This window comes from Tardiphaga sp. P9-11, assembly GCF_008329525.1.
Classification (GTDB): domain Bacteria; phylum Pseudomonadota; class Alphaproteobacteria; order Rhizobiales; family Xanthobacteraceae; genus Tardiphaga.
Genome location: NZ_NPKQ01000001.1, coordinates 122739 through 142458 on the forward strand (window position 1 = coordinate 122739; position 19720 = coordinate 142458).

The 19720-nt window shown below is 60.9% G+C and carries 16 protein-coding genes; 4 read left to right on the forward strand and 12 right to left on the reverse strand.

The annotated features are described in order from the left end of the window. Positions 1-45: 45 nt before the first annotated feature. Positions 46-2244, reverse strand: a complete 2199-nt coding sequence (locus CIW50_RS00550; protein ID WP_149529364.1) for an amylo-alpha-1,6-glucosidase — start codon at positions 2242-2244, stop codon at positions 46-48. A 75-nt stretch (positions 2245-2319) separates the two neighbouring features. Beyond that, positions 2320-4086 carry an ABC transporter ATP-binding protein gene (locus CIW50_RS00555; RefSeq protein WP_149529365.1) on the reverse strand — a complete coding sequence of 589 codons (1767 nt, stop codon included), beginning with the start codon at positions 4084-4086 and terminating at the stop codon, positions 2320-2322. Positions 4087-4388: 302 nt separating this feature from the next. On the opposite strand from CIW50_RS00555, the gene CIW50_RS00560 reads away from it, so the two are divergent. The 4 genes from CIW50_RS00560 to CIW50_RS00575 all read left to right on the forward strand — a co-directional run bounded on the left by CIW50_RS00560 (position 4389) and on the right by CIW50_RS00575 (position 8436). Further along, complete coding sequence (locus tag CIW50_RS00560) at positions 4389-5453, forward strand: glycosyltransferase family 4 protein (RefSeq protein ID WP_149529366.1); 1065 nt, start codon at positions 4389-4391, stop codon at positions 5451-5453. A 185-nt stretch (positions 5454-5638) separates the two neighbouring features. After that, positions 5639-7222 carry a Na+/H+ antiporter gene (locus CIW50_RS00565; protein WP_149529367.1) on the forward strand — a complete coding sequence of 528 codons (1584 nt, stop codon included), beginning with the start codon at positions 5639-5641 and terminating at the stop codon, positions 7220-7222. 113 nt (positions 7223-7335) lie between these two features. After that, positions 7336-8085 (forward strand): glucose 1-dehydrogenase, encoded by a 750-nt coding sequence (locus tag CIW50_RS00570; protein ID WP_149529368.1) that lies wholly within the window; start codon positions 7336-7338, stop codon positions 8083-8085. A gap of 102 nt (positions 8086-8187) precedes the next feature. Next, positions 8188-8436 carry a hypothetical protein gene (locus CIW50_RS00575; protein WP_149529369.1) on the forward strand — a complete coding sequence of 83 codons (249 nt, stop codon included), beginning with the start codon at positions 8188-8190 and terminating at the stop codon, positions 8434-8436. A gap of 7 nt (positions 8437-8443) precedes the next feature. Here CIW50_RS00575 and CIW50_RS00580 read toward each other — a convergent pair whose 3' ends face one another. From CIW50_RS00580 to CIW50_RS00625, 10 genes are all read right to left on the reverse strand, one after another. Next, complete coding sequence (locus CIW50_RS00580; RefSeq protein WP_149529370.1) at positions 8444-9808, reverse strand: FAD-containing oxidoreductase; 1365 nt, start codon at positions 9806-9808, stop codon at positions 8444-8446. Positions 9809-9922: 114 nt separating this feature from the next. Continuing rightward, entirely contained in the window at positions 9923-10918 is a 996-nt protein-coding gene (locus CIW50_RS00585) for a branched-chain amino acid ABC transporter permease (RefSeq protein WP_149529371.1), read from the reverse strand. Then, on the reverse strand, positions 10915-11781 hold the full coding sequence (locus CIW50_RS00590; protein WP_068737690.1) for a branched-chain amino acid ABC transporter permease: 867 nt from the start codon (positions 11779-11781) through the stop codon (positions 10915-10917). Before CIW50_RS00590 ends, CIW50_RS00585 begins: the two co-directional genes overlap by 4 nt. A 12-nt stretch (positions 11782-11793) precedes the next feature. Continuing rightward, positions 11794-12498, reverse strand: a complete 705-nt coding sequence (locus CIW50_RS00595; RefSeq protein ID WP_149529372.1) for an ABC transporter ATP-binding protein — start codon at positions 12496-12498, stop codon at positions 11794-11796. Next, a complete protein-coding gene (locus CIW50_RS00600; RefSeq protein ID WP_149529373.1) occupies positions 12491-13210 on the reverse strand; it encodes an ABC transporter ATP-binding protein in 720 nt (239 codons plus the stop codon). Before CIW50_RS00600 ends, CIW50_RS00595 begins: the two co-directional genes overlap by 8 nt. A 46-nt stretch (positions 13211-13256) precedes the next feature. Next, positions 13257-14501 (reverse strand): ABC transporter substrate-binding protein, encoded by a 1245-nt coding sequence (locus CIW50_RS00605; RefSeq protein ID WP_149529374.1) that lies wholly within the window; start codon positions 14499-14501, stop codon positions 13257-13259. A 209-nt stretch (positions 14502-14710) separates the two neighbouring features. Continuing rightward, a complete protein-coding gene (locus CIW50_RS00610; protein WP_149529375.1) occupies positions 14711-15649 on the reverse strand; it encodes a glutathione S-transferase family protein in 939 nt (312 codons plus the stop codon). Between the two features lie 19 nt (positions 15650-15668). Then, complete coding sequence (locus CIW50_RS00615; RefSeq protein WP_149529376.1) at positions 15669-15878, reverse strand: hypothetical protein; 210 nt, start codon at positions 15876-15878, stop codon at positions 15669-15671. 133 nt (positions 15879-16011) lie between these two features. Continuing rightward, positions 16012-17292: an MFS transporter gene (locus CIW50_RS00620; protein WP_149529377.1), complete on the reverse strand. Its 1281-nt coding sequence runs from the start codon at positions 17290-17292 to the stop codon at positions 16012-16014. A gap of 84 nt (positions 17293-17376) precedes the next feature. Further along, a complete protein-coding gene (locus tag CIW50_RS00625) occupies positions 17377-19659 on the reverse strand; it encodes an FdhF/YdeP family oxidoreductase (protein ID WP_149529378.1) in 2283 nt (760 codons plus the stop codon). Positions 19660-19720 lie beyond the last annotated feature (61 nt).

Here is a 19720-nt window from a genome sequence, read left to right on the forward strand (position 1 = left end):
CTCACGTGTATCGCCGATGATGCGAACCCAGCGCCAGACGACGCGTCAATGCGTCAGCACGATCGACACCTGGATCTGGCCGCGGGTTCGCAGCACTTCCAGCGACACATCGTCATCGTGCTTGCGCAGACAGAGATCGACGCTGGATTCGCCGAGCCTGAGGTCACGTAGAATGACCTGTTTCAGGAAGGCAGGCAGCCGCGGATTGCGAAAGCGAATCTCGCCGCGCGCGACATCGAACTCGATTCCAAGCGCCGCTTCGAGCAGCGTGAACGGTGTCGCGCTGGCCCAGGCTTGCGGCGCGCAAGCCACCGGATACAAAGTCGGGCCGCGGCGTTTTTCGCGCTGGAAGCCGCAGAACAGTTCTGGCAACCGTCGCAGGTCCATATAACTCGCGGTGTCGAACAGGCCTTTGAACACCGCTTCTACGGAATGCTTCAAACCGAAACGCGCCAGACCGAGTGTGATCAGCGCGTTGTCGTGCGGCCAGATCGAGCCGTCATGATAAGACATCGGATTGTAGCGCGCCTCGCCGCGCGCAATGGTGCGAATACCCCAGCCGGTAAAGAAATGCGGACGCATCATGTCGGCAGCGACCATGCGCGCACGATCTTCACGGACGATACCTGTGAACAGCAACTGGCCCGCATTGGAGGCGCGAACCGCGCAAGGCATCTTCTTGCCGTCTAGCGCAAGCGCATAGGTGCCGAGTTCCTCACACCAGAAAGCCTCCTCGAATCGCGCAGCAAGTTGCTCGGCTTCGGCCTCGAGCTGCCGAGCCCTGTCGGGCAGGCTCATGCGCAATGCGAGACGCGACGCCAGATGCTTGGCGGCGAAGACATAGCCCTGCACCTCCGCCAGTGCGATATTGCCCTCAGCGAGCTTTCCATCGGCATGGAAGATGGCGTCATACGAATCTTTCCAGCCCTGGTTCTGAAGTCCCTGTTCGGTAGCGCGCTGATATTCAACGAAGCCATCCTTGTCGGGATCTCCCGGACCGTCGATCCATGCGAGGGCCGCCTCAACGGCCGGCCACAGCTCGCGCAGAGTTTCATCATCGCCGGTGCGCTCGATATACATTCCCGCGAGCATCACAAAGAGTGGCGTTGAATCCACGCTGCCGTAATATTGCGCAAACGGAACCTCACGCAAGGCAGCCATCTCACCGCCGCGCATTTCGTGCAGGATCTTGCCGGGCTCCGCATCCGCCAGCGGATCGACCGACTTCGCCTGAAACGCTGCGAGTCGCTTGAGCACGCCCCGCGCCACACGTGGATCGATCCACAGCAATTGCAGCGCCGTAATCAGGCCATCGCGGCCGAATGTGGTCGAATACCAAGGAATGCCGGCATAGGGATATCGGCCCTGCGGCGTGTTCGTCATCAGGATGTTGAGATCCGCCATCGCCTGGCAGAGCACCTCGTTGAAAATATCATTCGAGGTCTCGATCGTCGCCGCACCCTTGCTGAAATTGCGCATCTCGCGGCGATGCGCGAGCAGCCCACGAAAGAACGGCACAGGCTTGTGGCCGAGCTCGGCATTGCAGCTGGCGGCAACGAATAGTGACGTCGTTTGCTGCGGTTTCAGCTCGAAGTGATAGGTCGCGGTATTGGCCGCCAACCGTGTCGGCCGCGGATCGAAATGCACAATCGTGCTGAGCGGCCTGCCGTCGAGGCCGGTGTATTCCAGCGCAACGTCACTCGGTCCGATCAGGCGGCTCGTGGCGATGCCGCGATGCTTGCGCTTTTCGCCGCGCACCTCGAACAGATCGGCAAAGTCATTGTCGAATGTGAGCGTCAGATCGAAACTGGCGCGGTGTTCGCCGTGATTTTGCAGGCCGATCCGCTGATAGGCCGCACCACGCCACAGGAAGAACGTGCGCACGATGTGCAACATATCTTTCTGCAGCACGAGGCGGCCGTTGCGATAGATATCCGGATTGGTCAGGTCGACGGTCAGCGACGAGTTGTCATCGCGCAGATTCGAACCGAGCAAGAGCGGCTGCACATCGTTCAGCGCCAGTTCGAGCCGCGCGAGATAACGCGTATCGGCATTGAACAGGCCATCCGGCCCGCCCGCGGACGCTCCGATGTCACCATGGCTGTCGAGCACCACGAACGTATCGTCGTGCTTGAGCGCTCGCCGCGGGCGCGACGCAGGGCCCGTCATCGGAATGTAGAACGGCGATTCGACTGCCTTCTGGTCAGCGATGGCGTTCAACGTGGCAGCGGCTTCAACAGGCATGAAAGACCTCGGCCGGTTGTGGGATCAGGACGAGCACGGAGACAGACCCAGCGCTCGCACAGAATAGCTGAGTCGTCAGGCTGCATGCTGCGCAAGACGACTCATCTCCTGCGTCACCAGCTCCCGATACGGCCCCTGGGACTGCATCAGATGGTCCGGCTTACCATCTTCGATAATCTTGCCGCTCTGCAACATGACTACGCGATCGAAATTACGCAGCGTCGCGAGGCGATGCGCGATAGCGATTACCGTGCGACCGCGCATCAGACGCGCCAGCGCCTCGCGGATCGCCTCCTCGGATTCACTGTCGAGGGCCGCCGTGGCCTCATCCAGCAGTAGAATGGGCGCGTCCTTCAGGAAGGCGCGTGCAATGGCGATGCGCTGGCGCTGCCCGCCGGACAGTTTGACGCCGCGGTCCCCGACCATGGTGTGAAGACCTTCCGGCAGGGTCTCGACGAAATCGCAGCGCGCCGAAATGGCTGCACGCAATACCTCGTCATCCGTCGCTTCGGGACGTCCATACCGGATATTCTCCATGATGGAGCGATGGAACAGTGAGATGTCCTGCGGTACCACGGAGATTGCGTGACGCAGGCTGTGCTGAGTCACGCGTGAAATATCCTGGCCATCGATGGTGATGCTGCCATCCTGCACATCGTAGAAGCGCTGCAATAGCACGAACAGGCTCGACTTACCGCCGCCGGACTGGCCGACGAGGCCGACGCGCTGCCCGGCATTGAGCCGCAACGTGAACTTGTCGAACACCTGCAGACCGCCGGGGTAACGGAACGAGATATTGTTGAAGGCGATCGCCGCACCTGACTTCACCAGCGGCTCGGCCTCGGGATGGTCGCTAAGCTCATGCGGCACCAGCAATGTGGACAGCGCCTCGGACAGGCGCGCAACATGTTGCGTGACATCTACGAGCGCCACCGCAAGATCTCGCGTCGCATGCAGAATCGAGAGACCGAGCGTACAGATCAGAACGACGTCGCCGGTACTGGCGCCGCCGCGTTGCCAGAGCATGATCGCCCAAGCGAGCAGCCCAATCGTCAGCGCGACCGTGATGGCCGCATGGGTCAGGCGCAGACGCTCAAGATAGCGCAGGCTACGACCACGGGCGTTCAGCTCGCGATCAACCGTTTCATCGAAGCGATCATGCTCGAAGCTCAATCCGCAGAATGCGCGAACCAGCGGCATATTGTTGATGACATCGACCATTTCGCCATCGACGGCTGCCGCCTTGCTGGCGAAGTCGTCATGCAGTTTCTTGCCGGCCGCGGCCATCTTGAACATCATCACGACGACGGCGCCCGCCACGACCGTCAGTCCCGCCGCCATCGGCAGGCTGACGGTTCCAATCAGCAGGATCGCCGCGAATGTCGCGACGCATGGCGGCAACACGTTCCAAACAAACATGTTTTCGACCGTGAAGACCGCGTTGGATGTTGCCGTGATACGGCTGGTCAGCATGCCGGGCAGCCGATCCGAGAAGTAGCTCGGTGCGTGTCCGGTCAGATGGCGAAAGATATCGCGCCTGAGATCGCCGGTGACACCAACGAATGTGTAGCTCGCTGTCCAGCTGGCCACGCGCCACAGGAACATGTCTGCCGTGATCAGCGAAATCAGAACACCGAATGCGATCCAGACGGTATTACCGGTTCCCGAAGGTCCCGATGAGAGGCCATCGACTAAAAATTTAATTCCGTACTGCGTGCCCACCGAACAGGCGACGGCTGCAAGCACGGATATCAGGATGATCAGATGCGATGCAGAACGCATCCTGATGTAGCGCATCACGAAAGCGAAAGGGCGATACGCGTATCCGGAAAGACTGTCCATGTGATTGCCAAAACCCGTTGAATGAGAACAAGAATCTCGACCGACAGCGTCCCCGCCGGCTGATGGAGATGATGCCATCCCGAATTTCCCACGCTCTCGCCATCTCTGCGCAACATTCCGGCATCATCAACACTGCAGAATAAGTGATTGAGCGTGATGGCATCAGCAAGACCACAGTGTGGACGAACTACGCAGATCACATAGGAACCTCGCAGATGCGAGAACGTTCCAACTTCAGGCATGCCGGTACCGACACGTCGTCATTGAAGTTGTTCATCACTTCCAACATGGGAGATATGTAAATGCGCATCGCGCAAGTTGCTCCGCTGACAGAAGCCGTTCCGCCGAAGCTCTACGGAGGCACGGAACGTGTCGTGCACTGGTTGACCGAAGAGCTGGTGGCGCAGGGGCACGATGTTACGCTCTTTGCCAGCGGCGACTCTCAAACGTCAGGCAAGCTCGACGCCGGATGGCCGAAGGCGCTGCGGCTGGATGGCTCTGTCCGCGATCCCAACGCACTCCACATGGAAATGCTCGAGCGCGTAAGGCAGAAATGTGACGACGATGAATTCGACGTTCTTCATTTCCATCTCGACTACTATCCGTTCTCGCTGTTCTCCCGTCAGCCCACACCATTTCTCACAACGCTGCACGGTCGCCTGGATCTACCGGAACATCAGCCGACCTTCACGACCTTCTCCAAGATTCCCGTAATTTCGATTTCGAACGCGCAGCGGCGCCCGGTACCGCAGGCGAATTTCGTGCGCACGATTTATCACGGCCTTCCCGAGAAGCTGCTGACGCCGCAACCCATCACGCCGAGCTACCTCGCCGTGCTCGGACGTATCGCGCCGGAGAAGGGCGTTGACCGCGCGATCAAGATCGCCATCCGCGCGGGCATCCCGCTGAAGATCGCGGCCAAGATCGACCGCGCGGATGAGGACTATTACGAGCAGATCGTCCGCCCGCTGATGGATCATCCGCTGGTCGAATATATCGGGGAGATCAGTGACCGGGAGAAGCCGGAATTCCTCAGCGGTGCCTATGGCCTGCTGCTGCCGATCGACTGGCCGGAGCCGTTTGGCTTGGTGATGATCGAATCCATGGCCTGCGGCACACCGGTTATCGCCTATAACCGCGGCTCGGTGCCGGAGATCATCGACGAGGCTCTGACCGGCTTCATCGTCGAGGACGAGACCAGCGCGGTCGCGGCCGTGGGGCGTCTGGCCGGCATGGACCGTACGGCGATCCGCAAGCAGTTCGAAACCCGCTTCACCGCCCGGCGCATGGCCCTCGATTACGTTGCCGCCTATCGCAGCATGATGGAGCACAGGGTGTCGCTGCGACTGGTCAGCAGCGCAGAGTAATCTGAAACGCATAATTAAGGCATCGAAGGGCGGCCTATCGGGTCGCCCTTTTTGGTGCTGGCCTGCTGCAAAATCGTCAGCCCGCTGTACACCCCGCGCGGCATTTGCAAGATAGATAACGGTATCAGATCACGGCTTGCGCCGGATCGACCTCCGACCATCGCCCCGCATTCCGACAGGCCCCCATGACCGCCGTTTCCCGCTTTGAAATCATCCTGCTGCTGATGGCCGTCATCGTGTTGCTCGACATGATCGCGCGGCGCTTTCAGCTTCCGCGTGCGGCCGCATTGATCCTCGGGGGTATCGGTTTCGCGCTGATCCCCGGCACCCCCGATGTCGAGATCGACCCTGAACTGGTGCTCGTGCTGTTTCTGCCGCCGCTGCTGATGTCGAGTGCCTGGTTCACCTCCTGGCGGGATTTTCGCGCCGATCTGCGCATCATCCTGCAGCTCGCCGTCGGCGCGGTCTTCTTTACCACCCTCGTGGTCGGCGTGGTCGCACATTGGGTGATGCCGTCGCTGCCTTGGGCCGCCTGTTTCGCGCTCGGCGCCATCGTCTCGCCGCCGGATTCGGTCGCCGCCAAGGCCGTGCTGCAGAGTGTGCCGCTGCCACCGCGCATCATCGTGCTACTGGAGGGCGAGAGCCTCGTCAACGACGCCTCGGGCCTGGTGCTGTTGCGCTTCGCCGTTGCTGCTGCGCTGACCGGCTCGTTCAGCGCCGGCGCCGCCACTCTGAGCTTCTTCTCGGTCGCGATCGGCGGCCTGCTCGTCGGCATAGTATTCGCCTTCGCCGCAATTTTGGTAATCAAGCGCATCAAGGAGATCGACCTCGCCATCGCCTGGACCTTCCTGGTCGCCTGGATCTCCTATATCGCCGCGGAAAAGCTCCACGTCTCCGGAGTGCTTTCCACCGTCGCCTGCGGCATGATCCTGGGATGGAAGCAGCACGAATTCTTCGGCGCCGCCACACGCACCCGCTCCACCGCGACGTGGAGCGTCGTGGTGTTCGTGCTGGAATCGCTGGTGTTTATCCTGATTGGACTGTCGTTGCGCGGCGTGTTGTATCGCCTCGGCGGCTACGACGCGCTGGTGGCGCTGTTGCCGGCAACAGCCGCAATTATCGCGGCGGTGATCCTCGCCCGCTTCGTCTGGATGTTTCCCGGCACCTATCTGCCGCGCATGCTGATGCCGAAGCTGCGCGCCCGCGACCCTGCTCCACCATGGTCGGTACCGTTCATCATGAGCTGGGCCGGATTGCGCGGCGTGGTCAGTCTCGCCGCCGCTCTATCATTGCCTGAGGCATTTCCAGGCCGCGACGTTATCCTGGCGATCACTTTCGCGGTGATCCTGGTGACGGTTCTCGTCCAGGGCTCGACGCTGGCACCGATCGTACGTCGTCTGATAAAGACGGGCGACGTCCGGACACCGCATCACTCCAAGCTCAGCGAGGCGCAAGCGCGCGCGCGGGTCGCAACGGCGCAGTTTTCTGCCGTCGAGAAGGCCTCGCGCAATGATGACGGCACACATCGCCATCCGCGCCTGTTCGAGCAATATACCTATCGCAAGGGCGCCGCAGCGCGATATGCGGAAGAAGCCGAAGCCCTGTCGTCGCAACGTATCGACCATTTCACGACAGTGCTGGCAGCCATCGAGGCAGGTCGTACCGAGCTCCTCAAGATGCACCACGACGGCGAGATCCACGACAGCGTGCTGCATTCCATTGAGGAAGGACTCGATCTCGAAGAAGTCAACGCAAGACGTTTCCTGTAGAGGCCACACTTCCTTTAGCAGCCATTCGCCGTGGCGACTTCACAGTCGCCATCATCGGCTCTAACCTTGATCGTCAAGCGCCAGACAAGGCGCGAAATCCGGGAGAAAATTACATGCGACTTCAAGGCCTATCCACCATCGTCACCGGCGGCGCATCTGGCTTCGGCGCCGAGATCGCGCGGTCTTACGCACGCGAAGGCGCCAAGGTCATCATCCTCGATCTGAATGCCGATGGCGCGAAGAAGGTTGCGGCCGAGATCGGCGACAGCGCAATCGCCCTTGGCGGCAGCGTCACCAGCAAGGCCGATGTCGATGCCTCGGTGAAGCTCGCGGTCGAGAAATTCGGCAAACTCGACGTCGTCGTCAACAATGCCGGCTGGACCTTTCGCAACAAGCCCTTACTCGAGGTGACCGAAGAAGAATTCGACAAGGCGTTCGACATCAATGTGAAATCGATCTTCCTGATGACCAATGCCTGCGTGCCCGTGATGAAGAAGCAGAAGAGCGGCCGCATCATCAATATCGGCTCCACCGCCGGCGTCCGGCCGCGCCCAGGCCTGACCTGGTACAACGCCACCAAGGGCGCGGTGAACCTGATGTCGAAATCGATGGCCGTGGAACTGGCACCCGATGGCATCCGCGTCAATTGCATCGCGCCGGTGATTGGCGAAACCGCGCTGCTGGAATCCTTCATGGGCGTGCCGGATACGCCAGAGAATCGCGCCAAGTTCGTCGGAACGATCCCGCTCGGCCGCATGTCACGCCCCTCGGATATTGCCAATGCCTGCGTTTATCTGGCGGGCGAGGAATCTGAATTCCTCACCGGTGTGATCTTGCCCGTGGACGGTGGGCGAACAATCTAGAACGAGGAAATTCATAAACCATCGAATCCAGTCAGATTCGATTTACCAATCGCGTTAAGCAGTTCACCGGCCATTCATGCGATGGTCGCGTCATGATCGGGGATGAACCTCGGCAGGGAAGGCGTCAGGGTCAGGCCGGTCAACGGTCTGGCCCTCCTCTTCGGGGACATCATGGCAGCAAAAAAGAAACCCGTACCGCGCAAGAAAACGGCTGCGCCCGATGCGGCTCACCCCGCTTCTGCAGTCGTGACAATGGCGGCCCGTAATCTGATCAATATGGCGATCGTGTCTGCATCCTGCGCAACCACGTTGTTGACGCTGATGGCCGTGCTCAAGTTCCAGACCGCCTGAGCGGCGATCACTTCATCTCGTTGAGCAGCGTCGGGATCAGTTCCGACACTGTCGGATGGATCGGCACCGCCCATTGCAACCGGGTATAATCGGCGTCGGCATTCATGATGTCGAGGATGCCATGGATCGCCTCGTCACCTCCCGTGCCGAGAATGGCGGCTCCCAAAATCTTCTTCGTCTCGGCATCGACCACAATCTGCATCATGCCGGCGGTTTCGCCTTTCTCGACGGCACGGCCCACATGGGTCATCGGCCGGTTGCCGATCAGCAATTTCCTTCCTGTGGCCTTTGCCTGAGTCAGCGTCATGCCGACGCGGCCAAGCGGCGGATCAATGAACAGCGCGTAGCCGGGAAGCCGATCGCTGACGCGGCGACTTGCGCCATCGAGCAGGTTTGCGGCGAGAATTTCGAAGTCGTTATAGGCCGTATGCGTGAAGGCGCCGCGGCCGTTGCAATCCCCCATCGCGAAAATACCGGGCACGTTGGTGGCGAGACCGTCATCGACCTTGATGTAGCCGCGGGCATCCACAGCGACGGCGGCCTTGTCGAGACCGAGATCGTCGGTATTCGGACGGCGTCCTACCGCGAGCAGAACATCGCTGCCGATGATCTCCGGCGCGCCTTCGGTGCAGTCGACACCGACAGCCACGCCATCAGGATGCGGCTTGAAGGTGATGCATTCGGCATTGGTGCGGATATTTATGCCTTCGGCGAGCAGGATGTCGCGGATCGCTTCCGAAATTTCTACGTCCTCACGCGAAACCAGATGCTTTCCCTTTTCAACCACCGTCACTTCGGCGCCGAAACGGCGATACATCTGTGCGAATTCGAGTCCGATATAACTGCCGCCGATCACCACCAGATGTTTCGGCACGCGATCGAGCTGCAGTATCCCTGTATTGGTCAGATAATTTACATCGTTGATGCCCGGCATATCCGGCACGACGGCGCGACCGCCGACATTCAGAAAGATCTTTGGCGCCGTCAGCAACTCATCGCCAACACGGACCGTATCCGCGGATTCGAAGCGCGCATGACCGTTGATCACCGTGCATTTATCCATACCGCGTAACCAGCCTTCGACGCCATTGCGCGAGTCGTGGATCACCTTGTCGGCGCGCGCCTTCACGCGGGCCATATCGATCCGCACGGGCGCGTCAATCATCACGCCGTAGTCGCTGCCGCGGCGCGCGAGGTGCGCGGCGTAGGCGCTGGCGACCAGCGTCTTGGTCGGCTTGCAGCCGGTATTGACGCAGGTGCCACCAAACAGATGACGCTCGATGATCGCGACCGACATGCCTGCGGATGTGAGTCGACCCGCGAGCGACGGTCCGGCCTGCCCAGCCCCGATGATAATGGCGTCGAAGCGCATGATTTCAACTCCCAACCGGCAGAGCCAATGCTCCACCGCGGCGAGAGACTATCGTTGGAAACGGCATCAGCCAACGGATGACCGAAGTTCCAGCGCCGGAAATTCCCGAACCGCTTAGGGCTTGCCGGCAACCGCCGGGCCGCGCCAGCGCGCCCAGAGCCGCTCGAACAGCGGCAACAGCCCACGCGGCGTGACCAGGATGACAGAGATCACGACGATACCGTAGATGAAGTAATGCAGGCCGGGCAGCGTGCTGCCGAGCTTGCCGCGCAGGATTTCACCAAGCGGCACCAGCAGCAATGCGCCGAGCGCGGGACCATAGGCACGACCCAGACCGCCGACCGTTGCGAACAGCACGATCTCGATGGTGATCACGGGCGAAATCAGCAGATAGGGATCGGCAAAAGTGAGATAGCGCACATAGGCAGTACCGACGACGGACGCGAGCATCGCAGAGATCACCATGGCGGTGATCTTGTAGCGCAGGATGTTGACGCCGATCGCCTGCGCCGCCTTCTCATTGTCGCGGATGGTCCGCAGATAATAGCCAAGCGGCGAATTGAGAATCGCGACATTGACCAACACGCAAATCGCAGCCAGCCCCAGCATCATCCAGAACGCGCCGTGGCCACCGCCAAACTGGAACGCCAGGAAATTGCCCGTGTCCTTCGGCAGCAGCAGCCCGGACGCACCGCCGAGGAAATCCCAGCCTTCGACCACGATGCTGCCCATTTCCGCAAAGGCCAGCGTGATCAGCACAAACGAGAGATGGCCGAGCTGAAAGCGGAAGTCGATCCATGCAATCACAGCACCGAGTATCCCGGAGATCAACGCCGAGATCACCAGACCGAACCACATGTTGATGCCGAGTTTGAGCAACAATGCTGCCGAGAACATCGAGCCGATGCCGATGAACAGGCTGTGCGCCAGCGATATCTGACCGGCCATGCCGCCGACGATGTTCCACGACGAGGCCAGCGCCACATAGACCAGCGCCAGCGTGAGGATGTGGACGTAATAGCTCGACAAAACGAAAGGCATGATGGCCGCGATGACCAGCGCGCCCCACCAGATCGGCGATGACAGCGTCTTGTAGAATTCCTCTCTCATCGTGCCGAGCTCCAGGTCAGGCCCTTCGGGAGAAACAGCATGATCGCCACGAAGATGATGTAAGGCAGCAGCAGGCCGATCGGGCCGTCGAGATAAATCGTGCCGAAAGCCTCGGCGATACCGATGATCAGCCCCCCGAGCATGATGCCGACGAAATTGGTCATGCCACCGAGCACCACGACTAGCAGCGTGATCACCGTATAGCGCAGGCCCTGGGTCGGCTGGATCGGCGTGCCGGGCAGCAGCAGCGCGGCGGCCAGCGCGAGAATACCGATGCCGAGCGCGAAAGTGAGCACCTGGACGCGGCCGACATTGATGCCCATCAGCGCCGCCGCGTGGGCATTCTGATGCACGGCGCGGATCGAGCGGCCGAAGTCGGTCGAGCGCAGCATGATATAGAGGCCGATGGCCAGCGCAAAGGAGACGACGAAGGCGACGATATGCGGCACCCGCAGCACCACGTCACCGAGAATGATCAGCTTGGACTCGACGAAGGACGGCGTTCGTGCCGGCTCGCCGCCAAACACCATCAGGATGCCGTTCTGCAGAACCAGGCTGAGACCCAGCGTGAGCTGCACCACCATCAGGAACTGATGCCCGACCATCGGCCGTATCAGGAAGATGTACACTAGCGCGCCGATGGCGGTCATCAGCGGCACGGTGATGATGATCGACACATAGGGGTCCATGGCGAAGGCGGAGTACAGCGCGAGGCACATGAACATGCCGAGCGAGATGAAATCGCCATGCGAGAAGTTGACGACGCCCGAGACGCCGTAGACGAGACCCATGCCCAGCGCCAGCAAGCCATAGGTGGCGCCGATCAGAAGGCCTTGGGCAAGAGCCTGATAAAGTTCGGTCACATCACTCTCCGATCACAGACCAAGATAGGCGCTGCGGGTGCGCGGATCGTTCTTCACGGTCTCCGCATCCCCCTCGACCGCCACCTGCCCGCGCTCCAGTACGTAGCAGCGCTCGGCATGGCGCAATGTCAGATTCAGATTCTGCTCGACGAGCAGGATCGTCAGTCCGTCGGCATGCAACTTGTCGATGATCTCGAAAATATACTGCACGAACAGCGGCGACAGGCCCAGCGACGGCTCATCCAGCATCAGCAATTTGGCTTCCGCCATCAGCCCGCGGCCGATCGCCAGCATCTGCTGTTCGCCGCCTGATAGTGACCCAGCACTCTGGGTCAGCCGCTCGCCGAGCCGCGGAAACAGGCCGATGACCTTTTCCATCTGCTGCGGACGATGCTTCCGCGCATGCGCATTGATGCCGCCGAGCAAAAGATTTTCGCGGATGCTCATCTCCGGAAACACCAGGCGGCCTTCCGGCACCTGCACGATGCCAAGCTCGACACGCGCCTGCGGTGTCAATTTGCTGATGTCCTCGCCCAGAAACAGAATACGACCGGATATCGGCTTGACCATGCCGGACAACGAATTGATCAGTGTGGTCTTGCCGGCATTGTTGGCGCCGAGCAGGCCGACGATCTCGCCGGCAGCTATCTTGGCATTGATGTCGCGCAACACCGGCACACCGCCATAGCCCGCCACCAGATTGTCGATCTCAAGCATCGAGATGATCTCCGAAATAGGCATCGACGACGCGCTGATCCTTGAGGATCTCGTCGGGCGTGCCCTGCGCGATCTTCTCGCCGAAATTGATCACCACCATACGCTGCGCCAGCCGCATGATGACCGGCATCACATGCTCGACCATCACGATGGTGACGCCCTGCTTGTTGAGCTCCTCGATGATCGCGATCGGCGCGGCGGTCTCGGCCATGGTCAGGCCGGCCATCACTTCGTCGAGCAGGATGCAACGCGGATCGGTAGCGATGCACTTCGCCAGTTCCAAGAGCTTCTTGTCCTGCAACGACAGTGTCGCCGGTGTCTTGTGCTCCTTGCCGCCGAGACCGACGCGCAGCAGCGCCTGCGCCGCATAGTCGATGGCCTCGCGCATCGGCCGGCGCGTCAATGCTGCGGTCGTGACGACGTCGAGCGCCGTCATGTCGGCAAACGACTGGACGATCTGGAACGAGCGCATCAATCCGCGGCGCACCAGCCGGTCCGGCGACACCCCGATGATGCTTTCGCCGTCATAGATGACATTGCCGGTGCTCGGCGGAATGAAGCCGGAGATCACACCGAACAGCGTGGTCTTGCCGGCGCCATTCGGGCCGATGATGCCGAGAATCTCGCCCTTCTCGACGCCGAAGCTCACCGCGTTGAGCGCGACCAGACCGCCGAACCGCCTGGTGATGTTGGAGACTTCCAGAAATGCCACAGCATCCACTCTTTATGTTGCGCTCAGCCTCAGTACAGAGAGTCGCTCAGGACTTCGGCCGCGGCGGCACCTGGGCGAATTCCTTCGGGAATACGACCTGCTGAGCCTGCTCAGGAGTCCACTGGATGAACATGGCAGAACCGTCCTTGAGCAAACGATCTTCCGCGAATTGCAGGCCCTTCGGCTTCGCGATGTAGAGGTTCGGATCGCCTGCCGGGATGTTGACGTTCTTCAACGCCTCGAGCAGCGCATCGCTCTGCAGTGATTTGGCATTCTCGAGCACCTGCTGCAGCACGCGCGCCGCCTGGGCGTATTGCACCGCGCCCTGGCCGATTTTCTCAAGCTTGGCTACATCGTGCAATTCCGTGACGATCTTCTGCATCGACTCGATCTTGGCGCCAGCGCTGAAGCCGGTCATGCCGAACAGATTCCTCGTCAGTACGGCCTTGCCGATTTCAGGGCCGAGATCCTTCCACAGCGACAGATCCGAATAGCCGCCGGTACCGCCGCAGAAGATGCTGCCGTGATAGTTCAGATTGTAACGCGCCTGATGCAGCAGGATGCCATCGCGCGGCGTCACGAGACCGACGACGACGTCAGGCTTGAGCGAACGGATGCGGACCATTGCCGCGGTCTGATCCTGCGCACGAATATCGAGCGCGGCCTCACCGATGATCTGGATGCCGCTGGCCTTCAGTTTCTCGACCAGGAATTTGTTGGACTGCTGGCCGGCCTCATAATTCGAGTAGGCCATAACGGCGGTCTTGATCGGAAATTTGAAATCGTCGCGCAAAGAGATGACGAAATCATGCATGGTCTGCGCATAGCCGCGATCATAGGGATAACCCAGCGTGAACATGTAGTTCGACTGGGAACCACCGGCCCAGACCGACAACGTCGGAATCTTGGCTTCGTCGACCACCGGTGTCAGCGCCAGCATCTGCGCGCTGAGAATGGTGCCGGTCAGAAGCTGCACCTTCTCCTCGGTGATCAGGCGCCGCGCTTCGGCGGCGGTGCGCGCGGGCTGGCTGGTATCGTCCGCCAGCACCAACTCGATCTTGGCACCGCCCTTGCTCTTGATGCCACCTTCGGCATTGATCTTCTTGATGATGTATTCGAAAGCCGGCTGACCTTCCTGCGCGTAAGCCGCAAGACCGCCGCTCATCGAATTAACCATGCCGATGCGGATCGCCGGCTCAGCAGCGCCTGCACCGCGAATGAACGGCGCGGCGATCGGCCCTGCTAGAACGGCAGAGGCACCAAGTCCAAACGTGCGGCGGGTCATGGTCATGTCATATCCTCCGTTTCGCGACGTCGCTGCTGCGACGCGCTTTCTTGTTCTGTTGCTGTGCGCTGGAGTGTCGAACACTGCGTTGCAGATTGGGAGTCTGCATATCGCAGTCGGGCAGCGTTTTTCGGACTTAGCCGCGTTTGTGCAGCTGCGTCAAATTGCGGTGTACGGAAATCGCGAATGAGGGCCATGCATCCGTGACGGGGCTTTCATAGTCGCCCAATCGCAAAACCAGCACGCGGAAAATGCACAACCGTTGCGCCAATGTCGGGATCCTCGCGACGCAGAGCGATGCTGTCATAGTCCGCAGAAACAAGCGCGCCGATGACGGAATCGAAACCCCAGTCGAGCGGCGTGACGGACAGCATCATGCCTTCCGTGAAAGGCGCGTTTTGATCAGCTGCAACAATGGAATGCGATCCGGCCGCGGGCTGGCAGCGACGCGCCATTTCCAACGCATGCTCGGGCGACAGATCTTCAACCATTCCGTGCCCAAGCGAGGCGACCCGATCCATCCACGCAAGGAGGCGCAGATGCCCGGCGAGACCCTCGCTCTCGCCCAGATTGCTGCGCGCATACCAGAGTGGATGATAGACGGCGAGATCGGCAAGCGACGGCGCCTTGCTAAGCAGGAACGCATCGCCATGCGCGAGCCAATCGCTGAGCCAGGCAAGATGAATGCGAAACTGGTCGCGCAATGCAGGAAGCTGCTCACGCATCTTCACGCTATCCCAGCCGTCGAACTTGCCTGATGTGAAACTGGCGCGATCAGCATGCAGCTCCGGCGGAAAACGATCGCCGTTCAGACCGAAGACAAGACCAAGCGCAGTGGCGAACAGTGCGCGATCGGCCCAGGCCGCAATCACGTCAGCCTGACCACGCGTGCCCGTCGGATAAAACGTCGGCTCGGGAAAGCGCCGCTCAAGCTCTGCGAGGATGCGGCGCGTATCGCAATAGATGTCGGCGCCGATCTGTAACACCGGAATGCGGCGATAGCCTCCGGTGAGTGCCACGAGCTCTGGCTTCGGCGCGATCCGCGGCTGGATCACCGAGTGCCAATGCAAGCCCTTCAATCCAAAGGCTATGCGCACCTTCTCGGCAAACGGCGAACGCGGATAGTGATGCAGAACAAGATCGGTCGCCGTCACTGCATCCCTTGCCCGTCAGCTATGTCGCATGTATTGCCGTCGCCGCACTGGCGGGATACATCGCCTCGAATTCGGCGATCGGATGCGGAAGCCCATCCGGACCTATGATTTCAACATCCCAACTGCCGTCATCGAGCAGCTCTCTGGCCTTCTTGACAGCTCCGGCAGCGTTGTCGCGGCGGAGTGAAACAGTCCCTGACGTATCGGTTCCCTTAACGAAAAACGGCAAGTCACGTCCTCCCTGTGTGAGGCGCCCCGAGATGCGAGGCCGTGCGCGACGTCTTGATCGCGCCACTCCGCGCATCAGACCACAGGAGTCGTGACAATTCCAGCAACTTGCCGACGCAGCAACGCCTGTACCGCTATGCAGATGCGCGCTGCACTGCGGGACGGGTCAAGACGAAGAAGATGAGGGTACAGACGGTCAGGAATACCGCCATTGAGATTAAAACTGCGGGCAATCCCCAGGCGGCAGCGATCGGACTGGTCGCGGACTGCATTACGGCAGTGCCGAGGAAGAACGACAGGTTCGCCGCAGAGAGCGCCTTGCCAATATTCTCGGCAGCAACGACCTGGCGGATCATCGCATAGACGAGCGGCTGCATCGCAACGAGAAGGCCGATAACCACAAGCAGGCCGGTGTCGACTGCCACGGGCATCACTGGAAGGCCGAAAAGCGTGGCCAACGGATAGCCCGGTGCACCGAGCGCCATCACGAGCAGCAGCGCGGCGGCGCACAAATGGACCACAAACAGCAGCGCGCGGCGATGACCGAGCTTGCGATCAAGCAAGCCCGACAGCGCCGGCCCGATCACCAGCGCCACCGTAAACAGCGCTAGGACATTGCCGGCCTCTATCCGCGACAATCCCTTGATATTCATCAGCCAGGGGCCGGCCCAAAGCCCACGCAACACAAGCTGAACCGCAAGTGACACGAAAGCGAGGATGACGATACCGCGCACCGCACGCGACACGCCGAGTTGCAAAACCGAAATCATCTCGCCCAGAAGCGCGCGCGGCTGGCCTTCGGGGCGCGCGGCCGGCACCATGACCGAGATCAGCATCGCCACGACGATGGCCGCAGCCGCAGCAATCCAGAAACCGGCGCGCCATCCCCAATGTTCCACCACATAAGCAAGCGGGCTCGCCGACAGCAGCAATCCCGCATTGCCGAATGACAGGATGATGCCCGACCACAGACCGAACTGCGCAGGTGTCAGCCGCTTGGCTGCGAGCGTCATCGGGCACATCAACATGCCTGATGTCGCCATGCCGATGGTCGCCTGCGACACGAAGAACGACAGCGGCCCAGTCGATAGCGCCGCGATCGTCGCGCCGCAGACGGTGCCGGCGAACAACACGAGCGACACCGTGCGAATGCTGTAGCGATCCAGCGCGACGCCGACCGGAATCTGCAGGAGCGCGAAGAAAAAATGATAGGCCGAAGTCAGCGCCGCCAGAGTCTGGGGCGTGATGCCGAGATCGGTAGACATCACATCGATCGCGACCGCAGGCGTGGTGCGCAGCATATTGGACAGCACATGCCCGCAGGTCAGAATGAGCATGGCGGCCACGAGGGCCACGCTCACGGGCGGATCGATGGCAACGGGCTTAAAGGCAGAAGAGTCGGCAGCACTGGTCATGGCGCTCGCCTACGCGGAAACACGGCGCGCATCAACCGCCACGAAAGCCGTGGCGGTCATGCTCTCTCAATGCTGCGGTGCAGCTTAAGCTGCAGATGCCTCGATCCGGATCGGGATCGATTTGTAAGCCGGCGTTCCCGACTTCGCATCATGCTGGTCGAGCGACACGAGCACATTGGCCTCGGGATAATAGGCCGCCACCGATCCTTGCGGGATGTTGTAAGCCACCGCCGTCACCCGGCGCAACGCGCGCGGCACGCTGTCCGGACGGTCCAGCACGATGTCGATCAGATCACCGTGGCTCAGCCCGCGGCGGGCGAGGTCCTGCTCGTTGACGAACACCACATCGCGCCGCCCGGTGATGCCGCGATAGCGGTCGTTCATGCCGTAGATCGTGGTGTTGTACTGGTCGTGGCTGCGCAGCGTTGTCAGCGTCAACGCGGTCTCGGCGGGGCCGTCCTCATAGAGGCCGGAGAAGACCAGGAACTGCGCCTTCTTGCTCGGCGTTAGCCATTCCCGCTCCGAGGCAGTGTTGCGCAGCCGGAAGCCACCCGGCTTCTTGATCCGCGCATTGTAATCCTCGAAGGCCGGAAAGACCGACTCGATGGCGTCGCGGATCTTGCTGTAGTCGGCGACGTAGTCCAGCCACTTCACCTTGGTACTCGGCAAAGTCGCGATGGCCATCTCCGAGACGATGGCTGTTTCGGACTTGAGGTGCTCCGACGCCGGCTTCAAGCCGCCACGCGAGGCGTGCACCATCGACATCGAATCTTCCACCGTCACCAGTTGCGGCCCCGTCGCCTGCACGTCGATTTCGGTGCGGCCAAGGCATGGCAGGATAATCGACTCCTTCGCGATCAGAAGATGCGAGCGATTGAGCTTGGTGGCGATATGCACCACAAGATCGAGGCTGCGCATCGCTGGATAGGTCTCCTCGGGATCTGACATCGCGACCGCGAGATTGCCGCCAAGACAGACCAATGCCTTCGAACGTCCATCACGGATCGCCTTCACCGACGCGACGGCGTCGTGACCATGCGCACTCGGCGGCTTGAAGTTGAAGGTGCGTTCGATACCGTCGAGCAGTGCGGCGTTGGGTACTTCAGTGATCCCCACGGTGCGGTCGCCCTGCACGTTCGAGTGCCCGCGCAACGGCGAGATTCCGGCACCGGGACGGCCGATGTTTCCGCGCAGCATCAGAAGATTGGCGATCTGCTGCACGTTACCGGTGCCGTGGCGATGCTGGGTGATGCCCATGCCATAATTGATGATCACGCTCTTGGCCCCGGCGTAGATGTTGCCGAGGTTTTCGATATCGGCGCGCGGCAGGCCCGACGATTTCTCGATCGCCTCCCATGAGGTCGCGTCGAGATCCGCGAGCAGCGCCTCGATGCCGTCGGTGTGTTCTGCGATGAAGGCTCGGTCGAGCACGCCGGGACCGCCTTCGGCAAGGCTCGCGGCATCGAGCGCCACGATGGTCTTCATCATGCCCTTCAGCACCGCAATGTCGCCGCCGACCTTGACCTGGTAATAGGTCGATGAGATCTGCGTTGAACTCATCGTCAACATTTCTGCCGGGTGCTGCGGTGAGGTAAACCGTTCCAGCCCGCGCTCACGCAGCGGATTGATCGAGACGATGGCAGCACCGCGCTTGGCACATTCGCGCAGCGTGGTCAGCATGCGCGGATGATTGGTGCCGGGATTGTGCCCGATACAGAACACCGCGTCCGCATGATCGAAATCCTCAAGCGTCACCGTGCCCTTGCCGACGCCAATGGATTCGGGAAGGCCGACGCTGGTGGCCTCGTGACACATGTTGGAGCAATCGGGGAAATTGTTGGTGCCGAATTCGCGCACGAACAACTGATACATGAACGCTGCTTCGTTAGAGCAGCGCCCCGACGTGTAGAACTCGGCCATGTTCGGATCGGGCAAAGCGCGCAAGCCAGCACCGATCCGCGCCATCGCATCTTCCCATGAGATTGGAAGATACTTGTCACTAGCCCGGTCATAGGCCATCGGATGGGTGAGACGTCCCTCGTTTTCGAGGTCGTGGTCGCGCCAGTCCCAGAGTTCGCTCACGGTATGCTTGGCGAAGAACTCTGGCGTCGTACGCTTAGCCGTTGCTTCCCACGACACCGCCTTGGCACCGTTCTCGCAGAACTCGAACGACGATGTGTGCTTTGGATCGGGCCAGGCGCAGCCCGGGCAATCGAAACCGTGCGGCTGGTTCATCGTCAGGAGGCCGTGCGTTTCGTTGACCACCGCCATCTGTCCGCGCACCGCGTCAGCTACCGCTTTCAATGCACCCCAACCTGCGGCGGCACCTTTATAGTCTTCGACGCCCTGAACGTGTTTCTTCGCCATCGCGATCCGTCCTTCACCATTCCGGCCCATATGGCCTAATTCCGTCTCGTAGCATTAAAGG